At 39.2% G+C, this 17,701-nt stretch carries 16 protein-coding genes; 11 read left to right on the top strand and 5 right to left on the bottom strand.

Annotation, left to right across the window (positions count from 1 at the left end):
- The first annotated feature begins 90 nt into the window (after window positions 1-90).
- Entirely contained in the window at window positions 91-3,177 is a 3,087-nt protein-coding gene (locus tag H5157_RS18600; protein WP_182725258.1) for a beta-galactosidase, read from the top strand.
- Between the two features lie 52 nt (window positions 3,178-3,229).
- Here the strand turns inward: H5157_RS18600 and H5157_RS18595 are convergent, their stop codons facing one another.
- Both H5157_RS18595 and H5157_RS18590 read right to left on the bottom strand, forming a co-directional pair.
- Window positions 3,230-3,676, bottom strand: a complete 447-nt coding sequence (locus H5157_RS18595; protein WP_182715585.1) for a DoxX family protein — start codon at window positions 3,674-3,676, stop codon at window positions 3,230-3,232.
- A 483-nt stretch (window positions 3,677-4,159) separates the two neighbouring features.
- Window positions 4,160-5,305: an iron-containing alcohol dehydrogenase gene (locus tag H5157_RS18590; protein WP_002962851.1), complete on the bottom strand. Its 1,146-nt coding sequence runs from the start codon at window positions 5,303-5,305 to the stop codon at window positions 4,160-4,162.
- A 185-nt stretch (window positions 5,306-5,490) separates the two neighbouring features.
- On the opposite strand from H5157_RS18590, the gene H5157_RS18585 reads away from it, so the two are divergent.
- Window positions 5,491-6,387, top strand: coding sequence for an AraC family transcriptional regulator (locus H5157_RS18585; RefSeq protein WP_182725257.1), 897 nt, complete (start codon window positions 5,491-5,493; stop codon window positions 6,385-6,387).
- A gap of 50 nt (window positions 6,388-6,437) precedes the next feature.
- Here H5157_RS18585 and H5157_RS18580 read toward each other — a convergent pair whose 3' ends face one another.
- On the bottom strand, window positions 6,438-6,857 hold the full coding sequence (locus H5157_RS18580; RefSeq protein WP_002962853.1) for a VOC family protein: 420 nt from the start codon (window positions 6,855-6,857) through the stop codon (window positions 6,438-6,440).
- A 273-nt stretch (window positions 6,858-7,130) separates the two neighbouring features.
- Here H5157_RS18580 and H5157_RS18575 point away from each other — a divergent pair, with 273 nt between their 5' ends.
- The 6 genes from H5157_RS18575 (at window position 7,131) to H5157_RS18550 (ending at window position 12,714) form a co-directional block, all read left to right on the top strand.
- Complete coding sequence (locus H5157_RS18575; protein WP_002962854.1) at window positions 7,131-7,436, top strand: hypothetical protein; 306 nt, start codon at window positions 7,131-7,133, stop codon at window positions 7,434-7,436.
- Window positions 7,433-7,822, top strand: a complete 390-nt coding sequence (locus H5157_RS18570) for a hypothetical protein (RefSeq protein WP_002962855.1) — start codon at window positions 7,433-7,435, stop codon at window positions 7,820-7,822. The genes H5157_RS18575 and H5157_RS18570 overlap by 4 nt, the downstream gene beginning before the upstream one ends.
- A gap of 170 nt (window positions 7,823-7,992) precedes the next feature.
- Entirely contained in the window at window positions 7,993-8,475 is a 483-nt protein-coding gene (locus tag H5157_RS18565; RefSeq protein WP_002962856.1) for a DUF3015 domain-containing protein, read from the top strand.
- Window positions 8,476-8,554: 79 nt separating this feature from the next.
- A complete protein-coding gene (locus H5157_RS18560; RefSeq protein WP_182725256.1) occupies window positions 8,555-10,393 on the top strand; it encodes a DUF4105 domain-containing protein in 1,839 nt (612 codons plus the stop codon).
- Between the two features lie 206 nt (window positions 10,394-10,599).
- Entirely contained in the window at window positions 10,600-11,364 is a 765-nt protein-coding gene (locus H5157_RS18555) for an ABC transporter substrate-binding protein (protein WP_182725255.1), read from the top strand.
- Window positions 11,365-11,616: 252 nt separating this feature from the next.
- Window positions 11,617-12,714, top strand: a complete 1,098-nt coding sequence (locus H5157_RS18550; protein WP_182696150.1) for a polysaccharide lyase family 7 protein — start codon at window positions 11,617-11,619, stop codon at window positions 12,712-12,714.
- Here H5157_RS18550 and H5157_RS18545 read toward each other — a convergent pair whose 3' ends face one another.
- On the bottom strand, window positions 12,715-13,116 hold the full coding sequence (locus tag H5157_RS18545) for an NUDIX hydrolase (protein ID WP_024596686.1): 402 nt from the start codon (window positions 13,114-13,116) through the stop codon (window positions 12,715-12,717). It lies immediately after the preceding gene.
- 186 nt (window positions 13,117-13,302) lie between these two features.
- On the opposite strand from H5157_RS18545, the gene H5157_RS18540 reads away from it, so the two are divergent.
- The 3 genes from H5157_RS18540 to H5157_RS18530 all read left to right on the top strand — a co-directional run bounded on the left by H5157_RS18540 (window position 13,303) and on the right by H5157_RS18530 (window position 16,669).
- The gene (locus tag H5157_RS18540) at window positions 13,303-15,186 is read left to right on the top strand and encodes a propionyl-CoA synthetase (protein ID WP_182725254.1); all 1,884 of its coding nucleotides are present in this window, start codon (window positions 13,303-13,305) and stop codon (window positions 15,184-15,186) included.
- 175 nt (window positions 15,187-15,361) lie between these two features.
- Entirely contained in the window at window positions 15,362-16,219 is an 858-nt protein-coding gene (locus H5157_RS18535; RefSeq protein WP_182725253.1) for an MBL fold metallo-hydrolase, read from the top strand.
- A 216-nt stretch (window positions 16,220-16,435) separates the two neighbouring features.
- The gene (locus H5157_RS18530) at window positions 16,436-16,669 is read left to right on the top strand and encodes a hypothetical protein (protein WP_182696147.1); all 234 of its coding nucleotides are present in this window, start codon (window positions 16,436-16,438) and stop codon (window positions 16,667-16,669) included.
- Window positions 16,670-16,860: 191 nt separating this feature from the next.
- Here the strand turns inward: H5157_RS18530 and H5157_RS18525 are convergent, their stop codons facing one another.
- Complete coding sequence (locus H5157_RS18525; protein ID WP_182725252.1) at window positions 16,861-17,466, bottom strand: hypothetical protein; 606 nt, start codon at window positions 17,464-17,466, stop codon at window positions 16,861-16,863.
- Window positions 17,467-17,701 lie beyond the last annotated feature (235 nt).

Here is a 17,701-nt window from a genome sequence, read left to right as displayed (position 1 = left end):
CAAATAAAAGAGAGCTTTAAGCATAACCCCAACGCATTATTTTAGCTATATTTAAGCCACTATAATTGCCATACATGCAATAGGACACTAATGAACTCACTACAACACATAATTAATCGCCGTGATTGGGAAAACCCAATTTCAGTACAAGTTAATCAAGTAAAAGCGCACAGCCCACTCAATGGATTTAAAAGCGTTGACCATGCCCGTACTAACACACAATCACAAAAACAAAGTTTAAACGGCCAATGGGATTTTAAATTATTCGATAAACCCGAAGCGGTTGATGAGTCATTACTAAGTGAAACACTAAGCAAAGATTGGCAAAGTATTCCAGTGCCTTCTAACTGGCAGTTACACGGCTTTGATAAACCAATTTACTGTAATGTTAAATACCCATTTGCAGTTAACCCGCCATTTGTACCAAGCGATAACCCAACAGGTTGCTACCGCACTGAGTTTTCTATTACGGCGGATCAATTAGCGCAGCGTAACCATATTATTTTTGAAGGCGTAAACTCGGCATTTCACCTTTGGTGTAACGGTCAATGGGTGGGTTATTCGCAAGATAGCCGCTTACCAAGCGAATTTGATTTAAGCGAACTGTTAGTAGTAGGCACCAACCGTATTGCGGTTATGGTTATTCGCTGGAGCGATGGCAGTTATTTAGAAGATCAGGACATGTGGTGGCTAAGCGGTATTTTTCGCGATGTTAACTTACTTACAAAACCACAAAACCAAATACGTGATGTGTTTATAACCCCCGATTTAGACGCTTGCTATCGCGATGCAACGCTACATATAAAAACGGCGATAAATGCGCCAAATAACTACCAAGTAGCAGTACAGGTTTTTGATAATGAGCAAGCACTCTGCGAGCCACACATACAAAGCACTAACAATAAACGCGTTGATGAAAAAGGCGGCTGGAGCGATGTTGTATTTCAAACAATTGATATACAAAGCCCTAAAAAGTGGACCGCCGAAACCCCATACTTATACCGCTGCGTTGTAAGCCTGCTAGATGAGCAAGGCAACACAGTAGATGTTGAAGCCTATAACATTGGTTTTAGAAAAGTGGAAATGCTTAACGGACAGCTTTGCTTAAACGGCAAACCGCTACTTATTCGCGGTGTTAACCGCCACGAACACCACCCAGAAAACGGCCACACAGTAAGCACCGCCGACATGATTGAAGATATTAAGCTGATGAAGCAAAATAACTTTAATGCTGTACGTACTGCTCACTATCCTAACCACCCGCGTTTTTACGAGCTGTGCGACGAGCTAGGTTTATACGTAGTGGACGAAGCAAACATAGAAACCCATGGCATGTTCCCAATGGGTAGGCTTGCCAACGATCCGCAGTGGGCTGGTGCATTTATGTCGCGCTATACTCAAATGGTTGAGCGCGATAAAAACCACGCCTCTATTATTATTTGGTCACTGGGTAACGAATGCGGACACGGCGCCAACCACGATGCTATGTACGGATGGTCAAAAAGCTTTGACCCTTCTCGCCCAGTGCAATACGAAGGTGGCGGCGCAAATACCACAGCAACCGACATTATTTGCCCTATGTATGCCCGTGTAGATACACATGTTGCCGATGACGCCGTACCAAAATATTCAATAAAAAAATGGCTAAGCCTACCGGGTGAAACTCGCCCGCTTATTTTATGTGAGTACGCCCATGCAATGGGTAACAGCCTAGGTAGTTTTGACGATTACTGGCAAGCATTTAGAGAATACCCACGCCTACAAGGTGGCTTTATTTGGGATTGGGTAGACCAAGGTTTATCTAAAACTGATGAAAACGGTGAGCATTATTGGGCTTACGGCGGCGATTTTGGTGATGAACTAAATGACCGCCAATTTTGTATTAACGGCTTATTATTCCCTGACCGCACGCCGCACCCTAGCCTGTTTGAAGCAAAATACAGCCAGCAGCATTTACAATTTACGCTGCGCGAGCAAACTAAAAATCAATACACCATTGATATATTTAGCGATTACGTATTTAGACACACAGATAACGAAAAGCTCGTTTGGCAGTTAATGCAAAATGGCATCTGTGTTGAACAAGGCGAGCATGTACTTAATATTGCTCCGCAAAGTACACACACGTTAACAATTAAAACTAAAACAACGTTTGAGCAAGGTGCGCAATACCACCTTAATTTAGATGTAGCACTAATTAACGATTGTAGCTTTGCAAGTGCCGAGCATGTATTAAACACCGAGCAGTTTAAGCTTATAAATAGTAATAATTTAAACAGTGAATCATTTGCACCAACTACAGAGCAAAGCGCTACAAGTGTTAACGAAACCGACTCTCAACTAAGTATTGAAAACGATAAGTTTAAACTTGTTTTTAGCAAGCAATCAGGGCTTATAGAGCAGTGGTTACAAAACGATACTCAGGTTATTAGTAGCCCACTGGTTGATAACTTTTATCGCGCCCCGCTTGATAACGACATAGGCGTAAGCGAAGTAGATAACCTAGACCCTAATGCATGGGAGGCACGTTGGTTACGTGCAGGTATAGGGCAATGGCAGCGCACATGTAGCTCAATTCACGCAGTTCAATCAAGCGTTGATATACGTATTACTTGTGTATTTAATTACGAGTTTAATGGCGTGCTACAAGCAAAAACACAATGGCTATATACACTAAATAATACCGGCAATATTAGCTTAAATGTTGATGTGCACTTAAACGATACACTTCCGCCAATGCCGCGTATAGGGCTAAGTACAACGCTTAACAAGCAAAGCGATACAAAAGTAAACTGGCGTGGTTTAGGGCCTTTTGAAAACTACCCAGATCGCAAAGCCGCAGCACGTTTAGGTTATTACAGCTTGAGTTTAAATGAGCTACATACCCCGTATATTTTCCCAACCGATAACGGCGTGCGTAGTGATTGCCAATTACTGAGTATTAATAATTTAACCGTAACCGGTGCGTTTTTATTTGCCGCCAGTGAGTATTCGCAAAGTATGTTAACGCAAGCGAAACACACTAACGAACTCATTGCTGATGATTGCGTACATGTACACATTGATCATCAACATATGGGGGTTGGTGGCGATGATTCATGGAGCCCAAGTACCCATAAAGAATATTTACTTGAGCAAAAGCAGTACAGTTATTCTTTAACATTATCTGCTGAATAATTTAAACAAAAATAGCGGCCAAATTGGCCGCTATTTTTTTAATTAACACACTCTATTTATTAGCGAGCTTTTTAGCTAATACGTTATCAAGAGAAAAGCTTCCCGCTCCTTGAATTGCTAAAACTACAGTTACTACTAGTAAAGTTAATGCGTATTCATAGCCATTGTTTGCCATAAATAAGCCATTACTAATATGTACGCTAAAAATAGCAATCAGCATAGTAAAGCCGGCAACTACAGCGGCTGGGCGAGTTAACAAACCAATTGCTAATGCAATGCCACCAAAAAACTCAGCGCTACCTGCCATCATTGCTAACCAATAGCCAGGCTCTAAACCAATACTCGCCAACCATTGGCCTGTACCTTCAAGCCCGTAACCGCCAAACCAAGCAAATAGCTTTTGTGCACCATGCGCCGCTAAAATAAGGCCAACTGGTACTCGTAAAATTAATGCTGCTACGCCTGCTTTTGAGCTAAGTAATGTGTTTAGTAATTTCATGAGTTTTAGTCCTGTTTAAATTTATTTAATCGTTAGGTTTTTCCTAACCGTTGAGCACAGTTTACTATCATCATTAAAAAACATTAATACGAAATTTATTGGTTAATTAGCAACGCAGTATTTATAATAATCCATAAAAAAACCGCCAACCCAAAGGTTGACGGTTTTTTATTAACGTATTACTTAGGGCGTGTTGATCTTTGTGGATTGAAATTTGTTCAATCTAGGGGCGATTAAATCGCGGCGCGAGGTTTGTAACCTAGTGGGCTAAGTAAAAACCGAGCAACAAAGAGTTAATCGTCCCTAGAAAGAACCCAAAGGGCAGCGCATGTTTGGTATTTATGCTGCGTTATCGCCTATTCATGGGGAATAACCACACTACATAGGCTCCGCCTTGCCTAAAAACCAAACATACTGCTGCAAATTCACCCACCAAAGATCAACACGCCCTAGTATATTTAAGTAAGCGCTTAGCTTTGAAAATTAAGCAACCGCTTGCTCTAAAATTTCGCGGCTTTCTTTTAGCGTAATAGCTTGGTTTTCGCCAAGAGCAACCATGCCGTGAGCTTCAAGTTTACCAATAATATTGTCAATAGCAGCGGCTTTATCATCGCCATGTTCAGTAAGCTGGGTCGCTACGTCAAGGCTGTGGTAAAACGCTTCAATTGCTGCAATTGTTTTCTCTGCTAAGTCTTCAGATTGCTCAAGTCCAAATACGTTTTTACCCATTTGCTCAAGCTTTGCTTTTTTAACTGCAAATTGGTTACGTAATAAAGAAGGCTGAACAATAGCAAGTGAACGTGCATGATCAACACCGTAAGCCGCTGTAAGCTCGTGGCCAATCATATGTGTTGCCCAATCTTGCGATACACCAGAACCAATTAAACCATTAAGTGCTTGGTTAGCAGCCCACATAAGGTTTGCACGCCATGCGTCATCTTGGTTTTCAAAGTTATCACCTAAAGTTTTAAGCGTTCTTAAAAGTGCTTCAGCGTAACCTTCTTGAACTAATGCTGTTTCAGGGAATGTTAGGTACTGCTCACAGGTGTGAACCCATGCATCTACTAAGCCATTCACAAGTTGGCGCTGCGGTAATGTTTTCATTACATCAGGGTCCATAATCGCAAATTTAGGAAGTACTTCTGGTGATGCAAACGGTAGTTTTTGCTTCGTTGCTTCTTTGCTCACAACTGAGTTTTGGTTAGATTCAGAACCCGTTGCAGGCAATGTTAATATTGCACCGATTGGTAATGCACTAGTAATAGTATGCTTACCAGTAGGAATATCCCAACCTTCGCCATCATAAACGGCTGATGCGGCAATGTATTTAACGCCGTCGATCACTGAACCGCCGCCTACGCCTAATACGAAGTCAATATCTTGTTCTTTACAAATTTTTACTGCTTGGTCTAGCACTTCAATTGTTGGGTTAGCGCCAACGCCCGAAAACTCAACCCAGTCAAAGCCTTCAAGTGCTGCTGCAACTTGGTCGTACACGCCGTTCTTTTTAATTGAACCGCCGCCGTACACTACAAGTACTTTTTGATCTTTTGCGATCAAATCAGATAGTGCCGCAATTTGTTGCTGACCGAATTGGATAAGAGTTGGATTTACGTAGCTAAATTTCATTATTTTGCTCCTAGGTGACGGTTAAATACTAAATAGAATGCTTAGACACTAGCTAAGCTAAATTCCAATGAGTGCATATTAGTAGCAAAACAAACATAAAAAAAGCCCAATAACTCGCAAAAGCTTGCCTAAAACTATCAACATTGTTATTTTACGTAAAATACACTCAATTAAAGATGCCTTTTATGCCCACCATAGCCAATATGTTGCAACAATACGCCGAGCATAATCAATTACTCAGCTTTGAAGGCACCATGGAAACTATCATTCCAGGCGTGTATTTTCATCGAGCAACTAAAAGCTCGCCGCGCCAGCCGCTTATATATAACTCAGGTATTATTATTGTTGGGCAAGGTCATAAAATAATTCACTTTCCTGAACATCAAATAAAATACGGCGCAGGCGACTACTTAGTCCTTGGCGTACCGGTGCCATTAGAGTGTGAAGCATTTACTGATAACGACTTACCCGTTATGGGCATTGCCATAGATATAAACCCTGCAATGCTACACAAACTCGTTAATCAAATAATGCAGCATAAGCCTCTTTCAGCATCATCGTCTTCTGCACAAATTGGCGCAGTACAGTCGGCAACTTTAGATACAGCAATGGAGCTCGTTACTCATAGGTTATTAACTGTTTTAAATAACCCCATTGAGGCTGACATTTTTGGCGAGGATATAGTAAAAGAATTGGTATATCGCGTACTTTGTGGTCCACAAGGACATACTTTAATAGGGCTTGCTATGCATGATGGGCATTATGCACGTATCGCCCGCACGCTCTCAACTATGCACAGTAGTTATGCCAATCAAATTACGGTTGAAGGGTTAGCTGAAGATGTAAACATGAGCGTATCGTCGTTTCATCGTGCTTTTAGGCAAGTAACGTTTGAATCCCCTCTACAGTATTTAAAAAAAGTACGCTTAGCTAAGGCTAAAGAACTTATAGCTACTAGCGGAAGTAAAGCCAACGAAGCTGCATTAAAGGTTGGCTATACCAGCCCATCGCAATTTAGCCGCGAATTTAAACGCCACTTTAATAAAACACCTAGCGAAGTATTAACTCAGCTACATAGCTAGCCCACAAAAGAGCCACTATAAAAGTGGCTTTAAATAGCACGAGTGAAAAACTATACTTTTTTAAATAAAACCTCTGGGTTTACCATGGTTTTCATTTCAAGCACATTGCCATTTGGATCTTCAATAAAAAACGTTTCTTGCTCAAACTCATCACCAATAAAACGGCGGTATGGTTTATCTAGGTATTCAATACCCGCATCTTCAATACGCTTTTTTAACCCGTTAAACTCATCTTCAGATAAGTGAATACCAAAGTGAGGTACTGCTACGGCTCCCATATCAACATCATGGCGAACTGTTGGTAAGCGCTCAACACTTTGGTGCAAGGTAAGTTCATTGCCCCAAAAATCTATATCTACCCAGCGACCTTCTTCACTATTACCCGTTTTACAGCCTAGTACGTCACAATAAAACGCTTTAGCCACTTTTAAATCGCCAGCCGGAATAGCCAGATGCAAACAGTTAGACATAAATAACCCTTGGTTAACACTTTAATACATTAAATTATCGCCATTATACATAATTTGTGATTTATAGAACATTAACAGCAACGCTATTAAGCATATTTAATACCTAAGAGTCGTTTAAAAAACACGCTTTTTAAATGTGTAATTACTTATAACATTTATTTGTTAGAGAGTATTAGAAAGCGCAAAAGGATTAGTTTAAAATGCGCCGCTATGATTAAATTCTTACTTTTAAAATTCATTACTTTCTTTTTAGGCTTTGTAGCTTGCTTTGCTATGCACACTACTTTTGCACTGCCTTTAGTAATTTCTGCCGCGCTAACGGGGCTTATTGGCTCTTTTATTCCTTTTCCTGCGCGTTATAAAAACCATCCTTATGCTGCAATTTATGCTGGTAGTTTTGCCGGTATGTGTTCAACCCATTTAATTACCAGTTACTGGGAAATTGCTATTATTTCGCTTATTGGCTCAAGTTTGTATGTGCTTACTATGAATATGTTTACAGGCTTTGGTGGCAAACTTGGTAGTGTCGCTTTTGCAAGCGTGGCACTTTTTGTATTAGCTAAAGGAATAGTACTATGAGTATTGAATACCCATTACTTGTACTGCTTGGTGCTTTTTTAACGTTTTACCTAGCTAAACATAGTCGCTTTGATGGTATAAGAGCATCCTCTTCACTTTCTATTATTGCTTACTTAATTTTTAGCGCATTGAATTTAAACCCCGATTTATACGCGATTATATTTTTTGGCGGTACATTTATTGGCATGAGCGCCCCGCATCGTTTTGGTATTTATACGGTAGCAAGCTCATCTGTTTTATTTTCAATATTATTTGAATTTCTTGTACCAAAACTTGACGGCTACGGTGGTGCACTAGGTATTAGTGCATTTTTATCTGTATGTATTTGCCATACCTGTATTTTGTTAGGTGCCCCAAGAAGTAAAAAACCACCACCAGTTCAATAAAAAATTATTGAACTGGTCTAGTTTCTCCCTGCATTCGCTTTAATATAGTAGAGAAATTAGAGTGTAAAATATTCATGTTTTAAGCTGTTCTTTTTCTCTGCAAGTCTGTTAGAATCTTTCGCGAACTTTATTTACCCTAAATAAAGACAATCATATATGGATTTATGAAAATGAAAAAACTAATCGCAGTAGCTGCACTATCTTTACTACCTTTCTCAAATGCAATGGCTGACCAAGATATTGGTTGTGGTCTTGGTTCTATGTTATTTGCAGGTCAGCAAGGTAAAGGCGTTAAAATTTTAGGCGCTACAACAAACGGTACTTCTGGTAACCAAACTTTTGGTATCACTTTTGGTACTTTAGGTTGTGATGGTACTGGTACAGTAACGTCTTCAGAAAAAATTGCTTTATTCATCGACGGTAACATGGAGCAACTTGCTCGTGATATGTCAAAAGGTGAAGGCGAAACTTTAGCTACTCTAGCTGAAGCTTGGGGTGTTGCAGATCAAGATAAAGCAGCATTCAACGCGCTTGCTCAAGCACAGTTTTCTTCAGTATTTACTTCTGAAAACGTAACTTCGCAAACAGTTTTAGAAAACCTAAACACTGTTCTTGCAAGTAACGCACAACTTGCTTCTTATACTCTTTCTTAATCAGCTAAATTAGCCGGTTTTATACGTATAAATAAAGCCGCTGGAGTATTTCTCTAGCGGCTTTTATTGTTTAGTGATTATGAAAAAAATATTCTTTGTTTTATCAATTGCGCTGTTTAGTACTTACGTAAACGCTCAAAGTTTTAAAAATGACACCTTAGCAACCGACCCTTACTGGCTCAAATTAGGTCATTACCGTGGGGCCACATTAGGTGGTTGGAAAAGTGAAGTAGATAGTGCTGAGTTTTTTTTATCTCCTATAGGTAAAACAAGTCCACTGGACGAACTTGAAGCCACTATAGCCGCATTTAGTGGTAAAAATACTGACCCAAAAACAACACAATCTCGCTGTCGGTTTCCAGCACGCTATAAATGGCTAAAAACAAAAATTAAAAATAACTGGCCCGCGCTTAATTGCCCAGAGCTTCAGGCGTGGCAAAAAATAATAAACCCAAAAGGGGTTACGTTAGTTTTTCCTACTGCATTTATGAATAGCCCATCATCAATGTTTGGTCATACCTTACTTCGTATTGATGCAAAAGATCAGACCCGCCATAAAGAGTTGCTCGCATTCGCAGTTAATTTTGCAGCAGAACCAAACGGCTCAGACAATGCAGCTATGTACGCACTAAAAGGCCTGATTGGCAGCTATCCTGGTAAATTTTCGCTTATGCCGTACTATAAAAAAGTACGCGAATATAATGATTTAGAATCTCGTGATATTTGGGAATACAAACTTAATTTATCTGAGCTACAAGTAGAGCTTATTTTATTGCACTTATGGGAGCTACAATCAGCTACATTTGATTACTTTTTTATTGATGAAAACTGCTCTTATCAATTACTTGCATTATTACAACTCGCACAAGAGGATCTTGATTTAACATCGTCATTTAATATGCAAGCTATTCCCTCTGATACCGTTGCAGTACTAAGAAATAACAACTTACTACAAACTCCTAATTACCGCCCTGCTTTTGGTACTAAGCTTTACCATTACTCTACTCAAATGACTAACGAGCAACTTGATGATGCAAGAAAGTTAATGCAAGGTGGCTCCCTCAATACTCGTAATTACTCACAGTCGCAATTAGTCGCAATATTAGAAATGGCGTATGAATGGTTAAATTTTGAATTTTACGATAAAGCATTAAAGCGTGAAGAAATTGCACCGCGACTAACTAAGCTACTACTAATGCGCAGCAAATATAAAGTAGCTTCGCCATTTACTAAGCCAAGTCGTCCTATTGCTTCTCCAGAGCAAGGTCATGGCTCTTCTAAAGTAACGCTTGGAAGAACTGAGTATGCCCATCAAAGTGACTTAACAAGCTTTGCGTATCGCCTTGCATACCATGATTTATTAGATAGCTCAGCTGGATTTATTCCTGGTGCTCAAATTAGCTTTTTTGATATTGAAGGTGCCATAAGCGACAAGGGTAACACGCGACTTGAGCATTTTTATTTATTAGATGCTATGTCACTTGCACCCGATAACCGCGTGTTTGATAGCTGGTCTTGGAACTTTAAAATGGGCTTTGATCGTCAGCCTAATAATAATATTCAACAAGGTCGTTGGTTTGCTAAAGGTGGATACGGAAAATCAATCGGTAACCCAAACACGTTACACGGCTATTTACTTGGCCAAGTTGAATTTAATAATGGTGACATAACAGACAACCTAACAACAGGCATTGGTAGTGAAGCTGGTGCAATATGGCAAATAAATAACAGTCATAAACTCGCTCTTACAGCAAACATAACATGGTTAATAGATGGCCAAGCAGATAAACACAGTGACTTTGCAATAAAGTGGAATTACTCCTTATCACGTAATTTATCTATACGTACTGAGCTTAAAAACCAACATTGGTATACAAGTAGTACATCGGCTAAATTTGCAATTCAATACTACTTTTAATCATTGCATATACCCACAAGCGCTTAATTATTTTTACAGCACTTGTGGGTATATAAAACTTTACTCAATACACGTTCAATTTTCACTTCTTTAATTATGCAATAGACTCTCTACATACCTATTCATTTACTTATTTTATACATTTGAGTATATATTTCAGACAAGACCCTTTAAACTCAAAGTATTGTAGTTAGAAAGATTCTCTTATGTATCTGCGTGTTGTAGTTTTCATTTTCGTTTTTATTTTTTGCAGTAATGTAGGGGCAGTAAGCTCTCTTACTTTTATTGCCGAAGATTTACATCCTTACCATTTTAAAAACAAAAGCGGTGAAGCTGACGGAGCTTCCGTTGATATTGCTAAGGCTGTTTTAAAAGAAGCAAAACTACAAGCTAAATTTGAAATAATGCCAATGGCACGAGCCTTTCATCAACTAGCAGCTAATCCAAACACAATTATGCTCTCTTTATTAAAAACTCCCGCTAGGCAAAGTCAGTTTAAATGGTTAGGAGCGGTATATTTTACTGATGCCTACCTAGTTAGTTTAAAAAGCCACAAAGACGAAGTAACTCATTTAAATCATGCAAAATTTTATAAAGTAGGCACTATTCGTGGATATTTGAGTGCCAAATATTTAATAAGAATGGGGTTTGAAGAAGATAAAAATTTAATACTAGCTAGTTATTATCAGCAGGCATGGCAAATGCTTTATAAGGGTAGAACTGACTTTGTCCTTATGAATACACTCACCTTAGATAATGAACTAAAAATGTCAGGGCTCGACCCAGACTTAATAACTAAACGACTTCATTTAGCTGATTTTCCTTCAATACTCTATTTTGCTGCTAATAATCAGCTTGACGATAAAACAGCAAACTTAATCTCGCAGGCATTAAAAACTATAAAAGTAAGTGGCGAATACCAAGCCATTTTAAAAAAGTGGCAACTCCCTCTTCCTCCTTCTATAAATTAAACCTATTTAAATAAGTATATTAGCAAACATCAAGCGCTACCAAATATGATGAAAAACACCTCTGTTTAACAATTTTAAATAACATAATAACGTTAACCAACCCTATTGGTTAACCAAAATACCGTCATTAAAATAACAATTAATTATAAAAAACTACAAATTGGTAAGTTTTAATTTTTAAATTGGTATGTTAGATTGAAGTTAAGCGACGCCTGTACCGCGCAATTTTTACTTCATCACACAGAGACAATAATGATAAAAAATACATCCACATTTAAACTTACGGCTTTAGCCGTTATCACACCTCTACTTTTTACGGCTTGTTCAAGTACCCAAAGCACTAATCAGCAAAGCGATGCGCCGGTACCTGCAACAAAGTTTGATTTATCACACTGGAAAATAAATGTACCAGTTGATTTAAACAACGACGGTAAAATTGATGAAATAGATGTAGAAGAAATTCAGACTTACGCACACCCTGATTTTTTCTATCTTGATGATAAAGGCTACATGGTATTTACCTCGCCTAATAAAGCGCTTACAAGTGCTAACTCTACTAATACCCGTAGTGAACTTAGACAAATGATCCGTGGATCAAATACTAAAATTAAAACTAAACACTCTAAAAACAACTTTGCTTTAGCTGTTCACCCGCTATCTGACCGATTTGGCTCTGTTGGTGGAAAAATGGAAGCAACGTTAAAAGTAGATCACGTTGCGCTACGTGCTACTGATCCTGATAAAAAAGCGGCTTACTCGGTTGTTGTAGGGCAAATTCACGCAGGTAAAGATCAGGCACTTATTGATACCAAGCTTGGTTATGGCTGGGGCAATGAGCCACTTAAAATATATTACAAAAAATGGCCAGGGCATAAAACAGGCTCAGTTTTTTGGAACTACGAACGTAATTTACCTAAAACCAATCCTGACCGTAAAGACATTACTTACCCAGTTTGGGGTAATACATGGGAAAACCCTAACGAGCCTGGCAGTGCCGGTATTGCACTAGGTGAAGAATTTAGCTACACAGTCAATGTGTATAAAAATGTTATGCACCTTACATTTAGCGCACAAGGCAAAGAAGACGTTAACTACTCTATTAACTTAGGTAATAACGTAGATGCTTATGGCAAAGTGGACGAAAAAGACCATCCACATGGTTACGCTGCAGATTGGCATTACTTTAAAGCCGGCGCTTATAACCAATGTAGCACTAAGAGCGCTAAAGGTATTTGGTACCCAGGTTGTTTAGGCACTGGCGATTGGACTACAGATAAACAAAATGGCGATTACGCTCAAGTAAGCTTTAGTAAACTAGAGTTAAGCCCAGCGACACCGCCAACAAAATAACTAGGCTAGTACAGCCTCTGATAAGTAATTTTTTAGTGATGTAAACAGTGGCGTTGGTAGATTATTAATATCGCACCAGCGCCACTTTAAACATTTATTAGGCTCTTTAAGCTCAGGCTCTCCGCCTTCAAAATCAGCTTTTACATACAACGTAATATAGTGTTTGTTCTCTGCTGTAAAAATATCATTGGTAAAATCAAGCTTAGTAACTTTACTTACCTTTAAACCTGTTTCTTCAAACACTTCTCGTATTGCACATTGTTCAACACTTTCACCAAACTCTAAATGTCCACCAGGTGTTGCCCATGTATTAGCACCATGCGCGCCAATGCGCTCACCTAGTAAAATTGTGTTTTGATGCTTTATGATAACCGCAACCCCTACTCTTACTACGTTACTCATATCGTATTTTCTCTTATATTTACTGCCCGCCATGCTGAACCACACGCTTTGTGTTGTCAATTTTGTATTTTAAAAACCAGTGTATTGATTAACTTTTAGCCGACCAAGGTCGAATAGCTTGCTTGCTAAAAAAAGCCTACATTTTGTAAGGTCTCTCACACACAAATTTAGTTTTAGGAGCCTTACATGTCAGGCAAATATAAACAGCAATATAATGGTTTTAAACAAAACCCAGCCCAATTTTGGCTCGAACAAAGTAAAAATATTCCGTGGTATACCCCCCCCACAAAAGCATACACACAAGACGACGACGGGCTTTACCATTGGTTTAGTGACGGGCAATTAAACACCAGTTTTTTAGCACTAGACCAACACGTTATTGCCGGATTTGGCGAGCAAACTGCACTGATTTACGACTCCCCAGTCACTAATACAAAGCAAACTTATAGCTACTCACAACTACAACAAGAAGTTGCTAGATTTGCAGGCGTAATACAATCGTTAGGTGTTACAAAAGGCGACCGCGTTGTTATTTATATGCCAATGATCCCACAAGCTGTTATTGGTATGTTGGCGTGCGCTCGTCTTGGTGCTATTCATTCGGTGGTATTTGGTGGGTTTGCTGCACACGAATTAGCTGTACGCATTGATGATGCCAAGCCCAAACTTATACTTAGCGCCTCATGCGGTGTTGAAGTAAACAGCGTTATTGAATACAAACCACTTATTGATAACGCAATAGACTTAGCTACTCACAAAGTAGAACACTGCGTTATTTATCAGCGTCCACAAGTAACCGCCACTCTTAAGCCTAAACGAGACATAGATTGGACTCAGGCAATGCAAACGGCTGCAAGCGCAGATCCGGTGCCTGTAAATGGTGACGATCCGCTTTATATTTTATATACCTCAGGCACGACAGGCACACCCAAAGGCGTAGTACGCGAAAATGGCGGTCACGCAGTGGCAATGCAATACAGCATGGCAACCGTTTATGGTATGAAGCCCGGCGACGTATTTTGGGCAGCGTCTGACATTGGCTGGGTAGTTGGGCACTCTTATATAGTTTACGCGCCGCTAATGTATCGCTGTGCGACCGTATTATATGAAGGTAAACCGGTTAAAACCCCCGACGCCAGCGCATTTTGGCGCGTGGTTGAAGAATATAAAGTAAATGCATTATTTAGTGCCCCCACCGCCTTTAGAGCAATCAAAAAAGAAGACCCCAATGCCGATGGTTTTAATCAATACGATACCTCAAGCTTAAAACGTTTATTTTTAGCTGGCGAGCGGTTAGACCCTCCCACTTATGAGTGGCTTAAAGAAAAAACCAAACTGCCAGTGCTCGATCATTGGTGGCAAACAGAAACCGGCTGGGCTATTGCTTGTAACCCTGTAGGGCTTGAGTACTTACCAACAAAACCTGGCAGCTCTACCGTGCCTACTCCAGGTTTTGACGTGCGAATATTAGATATGGATGGCAATGAATGCGCAGCTAACGAGCAAGGCGCCGTGGTAATTAAACTGCCACTTCCACCGGGTTGCCTACCAACAATTTGGCAAGATACTCCGCGCTTTAAAGCAAGCTACCTAAATGAATACGAAGGTTATTATTTATCTGGCGATGGTGGTTATATTGATGAAGACGGCTACCTATTTATTATGGGCAGAACCGACGACGTTATAAATGTAGCAGGACATAGGCTTTCTACCGGCGAAATGGAAGAGATAGTAGCCGCGCACCCTGCTGTTGCTGAATGCGCTGTTTTTGGTGTGAACGATCCTCTAAAGGGGCAACTTCCTATGGGAATGATCGTGCTTAAAAATGATTTTATGGGCTCAAGTACCGACGTAGAACAAGCGCTTGTTTTAAGTGTTCGTAATCAGATTGGCGCTATTGCGTGCCTTAAAAATATAGTTAGCGTAGATAGGTTACCTAAAACTCGCTCGGGTAAAATACTGCGTAAAAATTTGCGCCAACTAGTCGATGGCGAAGAGCTACAAATACCTTCAACCATAGATGATGCCAGTATCTTTGAAGAAATAAACCAACAACTAACGCAAAGATAAACCCAACCAAGCTATCTAAAGCCATTATTATAATGGCTTTTTATTTCATCCTTATATTTGATCCTTTTACTTAAGCTTAAGCTTTAATTTAACCAATAGCTGAAATTTTTTATGGCTTAATGCTTTCTTCTTTTAATAGCGTTATTAATTTAATCAATTTAAAAAGGAATGGTGTATGCCCCGCTTGCTACAAAAACTATTAACTACAGCCCTATTATTTATAGGCTTTGCCACACAAGCCTATGAAATAGAAGACTTAGGGGACGGCTTACACCGCTTTATAGACGACAGACACCGCTCAGTATTTTTAATCACTCCTGAGGGTGCAATTGTTACCGACCCGCTTAACAAAAAAGCCGCCACCTGGTTAAACGAGCAAATTAAAACTCGCTATAACGTACCGGTAAAATATGTTGTATATAGCCATAATCACAGCGACCATATTTACGGCGCAGAGGTATTTAAAAGCCCGCACACCACTTTTGTGGCGCATAAACTCGCCGCGCAAGATATTAAAAACACACAAATGAAAACGGTAATGCCCAGCCTTACTTTTGATAACGAGCTACTACTTACCCTTGGTGATTCAACAGTAAAGCTTAACTACCATGGTCCAAACGATGGTCGTGGTTCGGTTAGTATATTATTCGAAAAGCAAAAAACCTTGTTTGTGGTTGATTGGATTGTTATTGGCAGAATGCCGTGGCAAAAACTGTGGAGTTACGATATTCAAGGCATGATTAACTCAACTCAAGCGGTACTCAAATATGACTTTAATACTTTTGTAGGCGGACATGCCGATATTGGCAGTAAAGCAGATGTAGCGCGTTACTTAAGCTATTTAGAGCTTTTGTATAGCCAAGTAACCGCAGGCGTTTTAGCCGGTAATACGCTTGACGAAATTAAACAAAATGTAAAATTAGACCAATTTAGTGACTTTAAACAGTTTGATGCATGGTTACCACTTAACATAGAAGGCGTGTACGAGCGTTTAATGGAAGAGTCTGGTATGGGTTGGCGCAGCGATTTATAAGTTTGAACTCAGTGGACTAAGCTCTGAGCTCTAAACTCAATATTGTAAGCATTGGTATTGGCGTATTTAACGCAGTACCAATGTACTTATTAATTAGTTAAATAGACGTCAAAAGCCATATAAGTCACCTTTACAATATCCTTACGTTTGCTTACAGCACTATACAAAAAAAAGTTTATCCTAGGCTTTGTGTTAAGCTACATATGACTAATAAACATGAACTTATCTTTAAAAGTAGTTTTAGTAATGACGACCGCGCTTATTATGAGCGGCTGCACAGTATATCAACATGGTCCCAGTGCGCATAAACCACATAAAAAAGTCGTTAAAGTAGTTACGCCTGCTTTAGTAACTGAGCACAACTCTCCCAACATTGTGATCGTAAAAGCCAAGCCCACAAAACAAGCCTGCACTAAACACGATGATCATTGGCATTGTAAGGCTCGATAAAAAACGCTTTGCTAAGTAAACTCGTTTAGGTAAAAGAAGTAAATTGCGCTTTTTATTAATATAGAGTTGAGTGATATTGGCAGCGCTAACGTTTGATATACTTAGATATTTTAGCCTCATCAATGTGATAAGGAGGTATCCACTAAACAGAAGTAGAAACATTGTCATTGTTTAGCTTTTAGTTGAGCTCGTTAGTTAAATTGTGCTTGGGCTTTGTCTCGTGCAACTTTAAATGACGGTCTAAAATGTGGTACGTACTTAGTATCAAGGAGCATTGATATAGTGTCTAAATGAGAGCAAATATAACTATCTAAGCTTGTAAATATTCTTGCTTTTTGTGATTTATAACTGTCCATTTTCAATGTAATATCCAAATCATTTAATTTATGTAAATGGGCATTAAGGGCAATCCAAGAGCTAAATAAGCCTTCGTAGCATATTAAGAAATCGAATGAACGCCTACGATAGCCATCGATAATAAAATCAGGATTTTTTTCTCCTTGATAGTTCGTGTGTACTGAACAAAACTCAGCAGCATGATGACCAAGGATTTCATTTAAAACTTTATTATTCATAGTTGGTATTTCACGGGCTAATTCTGTTTTCACTGTCGCTATAAAGAATACAATATCAGACTCAATTTTTTGAAGTTTGAGTGCATCCAATGTGTACTGCTGCTGCTTTTGATGTGCTTTAAGTTGAACATACAAAAATCCAACCGAAATAACAGTTATTGCAGGGCCTAAAATACCACCAAAGAAACTTCCCATTTCAGCCCATTTCAGCCCATTTGGCATGATCAGCCCAAAAACCAAAGCCAAACTGATATATGTATAGAAAGATTGGCATTAATATCAGCACAATCAATAAAGCACTAACGATTTTCATATATTTCCTTAAGAACATAGCACCTTGCTAAAAGCGGCTAGAAATGACTAGTTATAATAGCAAGAAATGAGTTTAGCCAATTACGTATTCTCGCGTCACGCTCTCCCCATCTTTACCTGCAGTTTTAGCAAATTACTTAACACA

Origin of the sequence: Pseudoalteromonas sp. SG43-3 (genome assembly GCF_014164385.1) — a bacterium.
Classification (GTDB): Bacteria; Pseudomonadota; Gammaproteobacteria; order Enterobacterales; family Alteromonadaceae; genus Pseudoalteromonas; species Pseudoalteromonas distincta.
The sequence above is the reverse complement of the archived record's forward strand: the minus strand, read 5'-3'. Positions and strand labels throughout refer to the sequence as shown.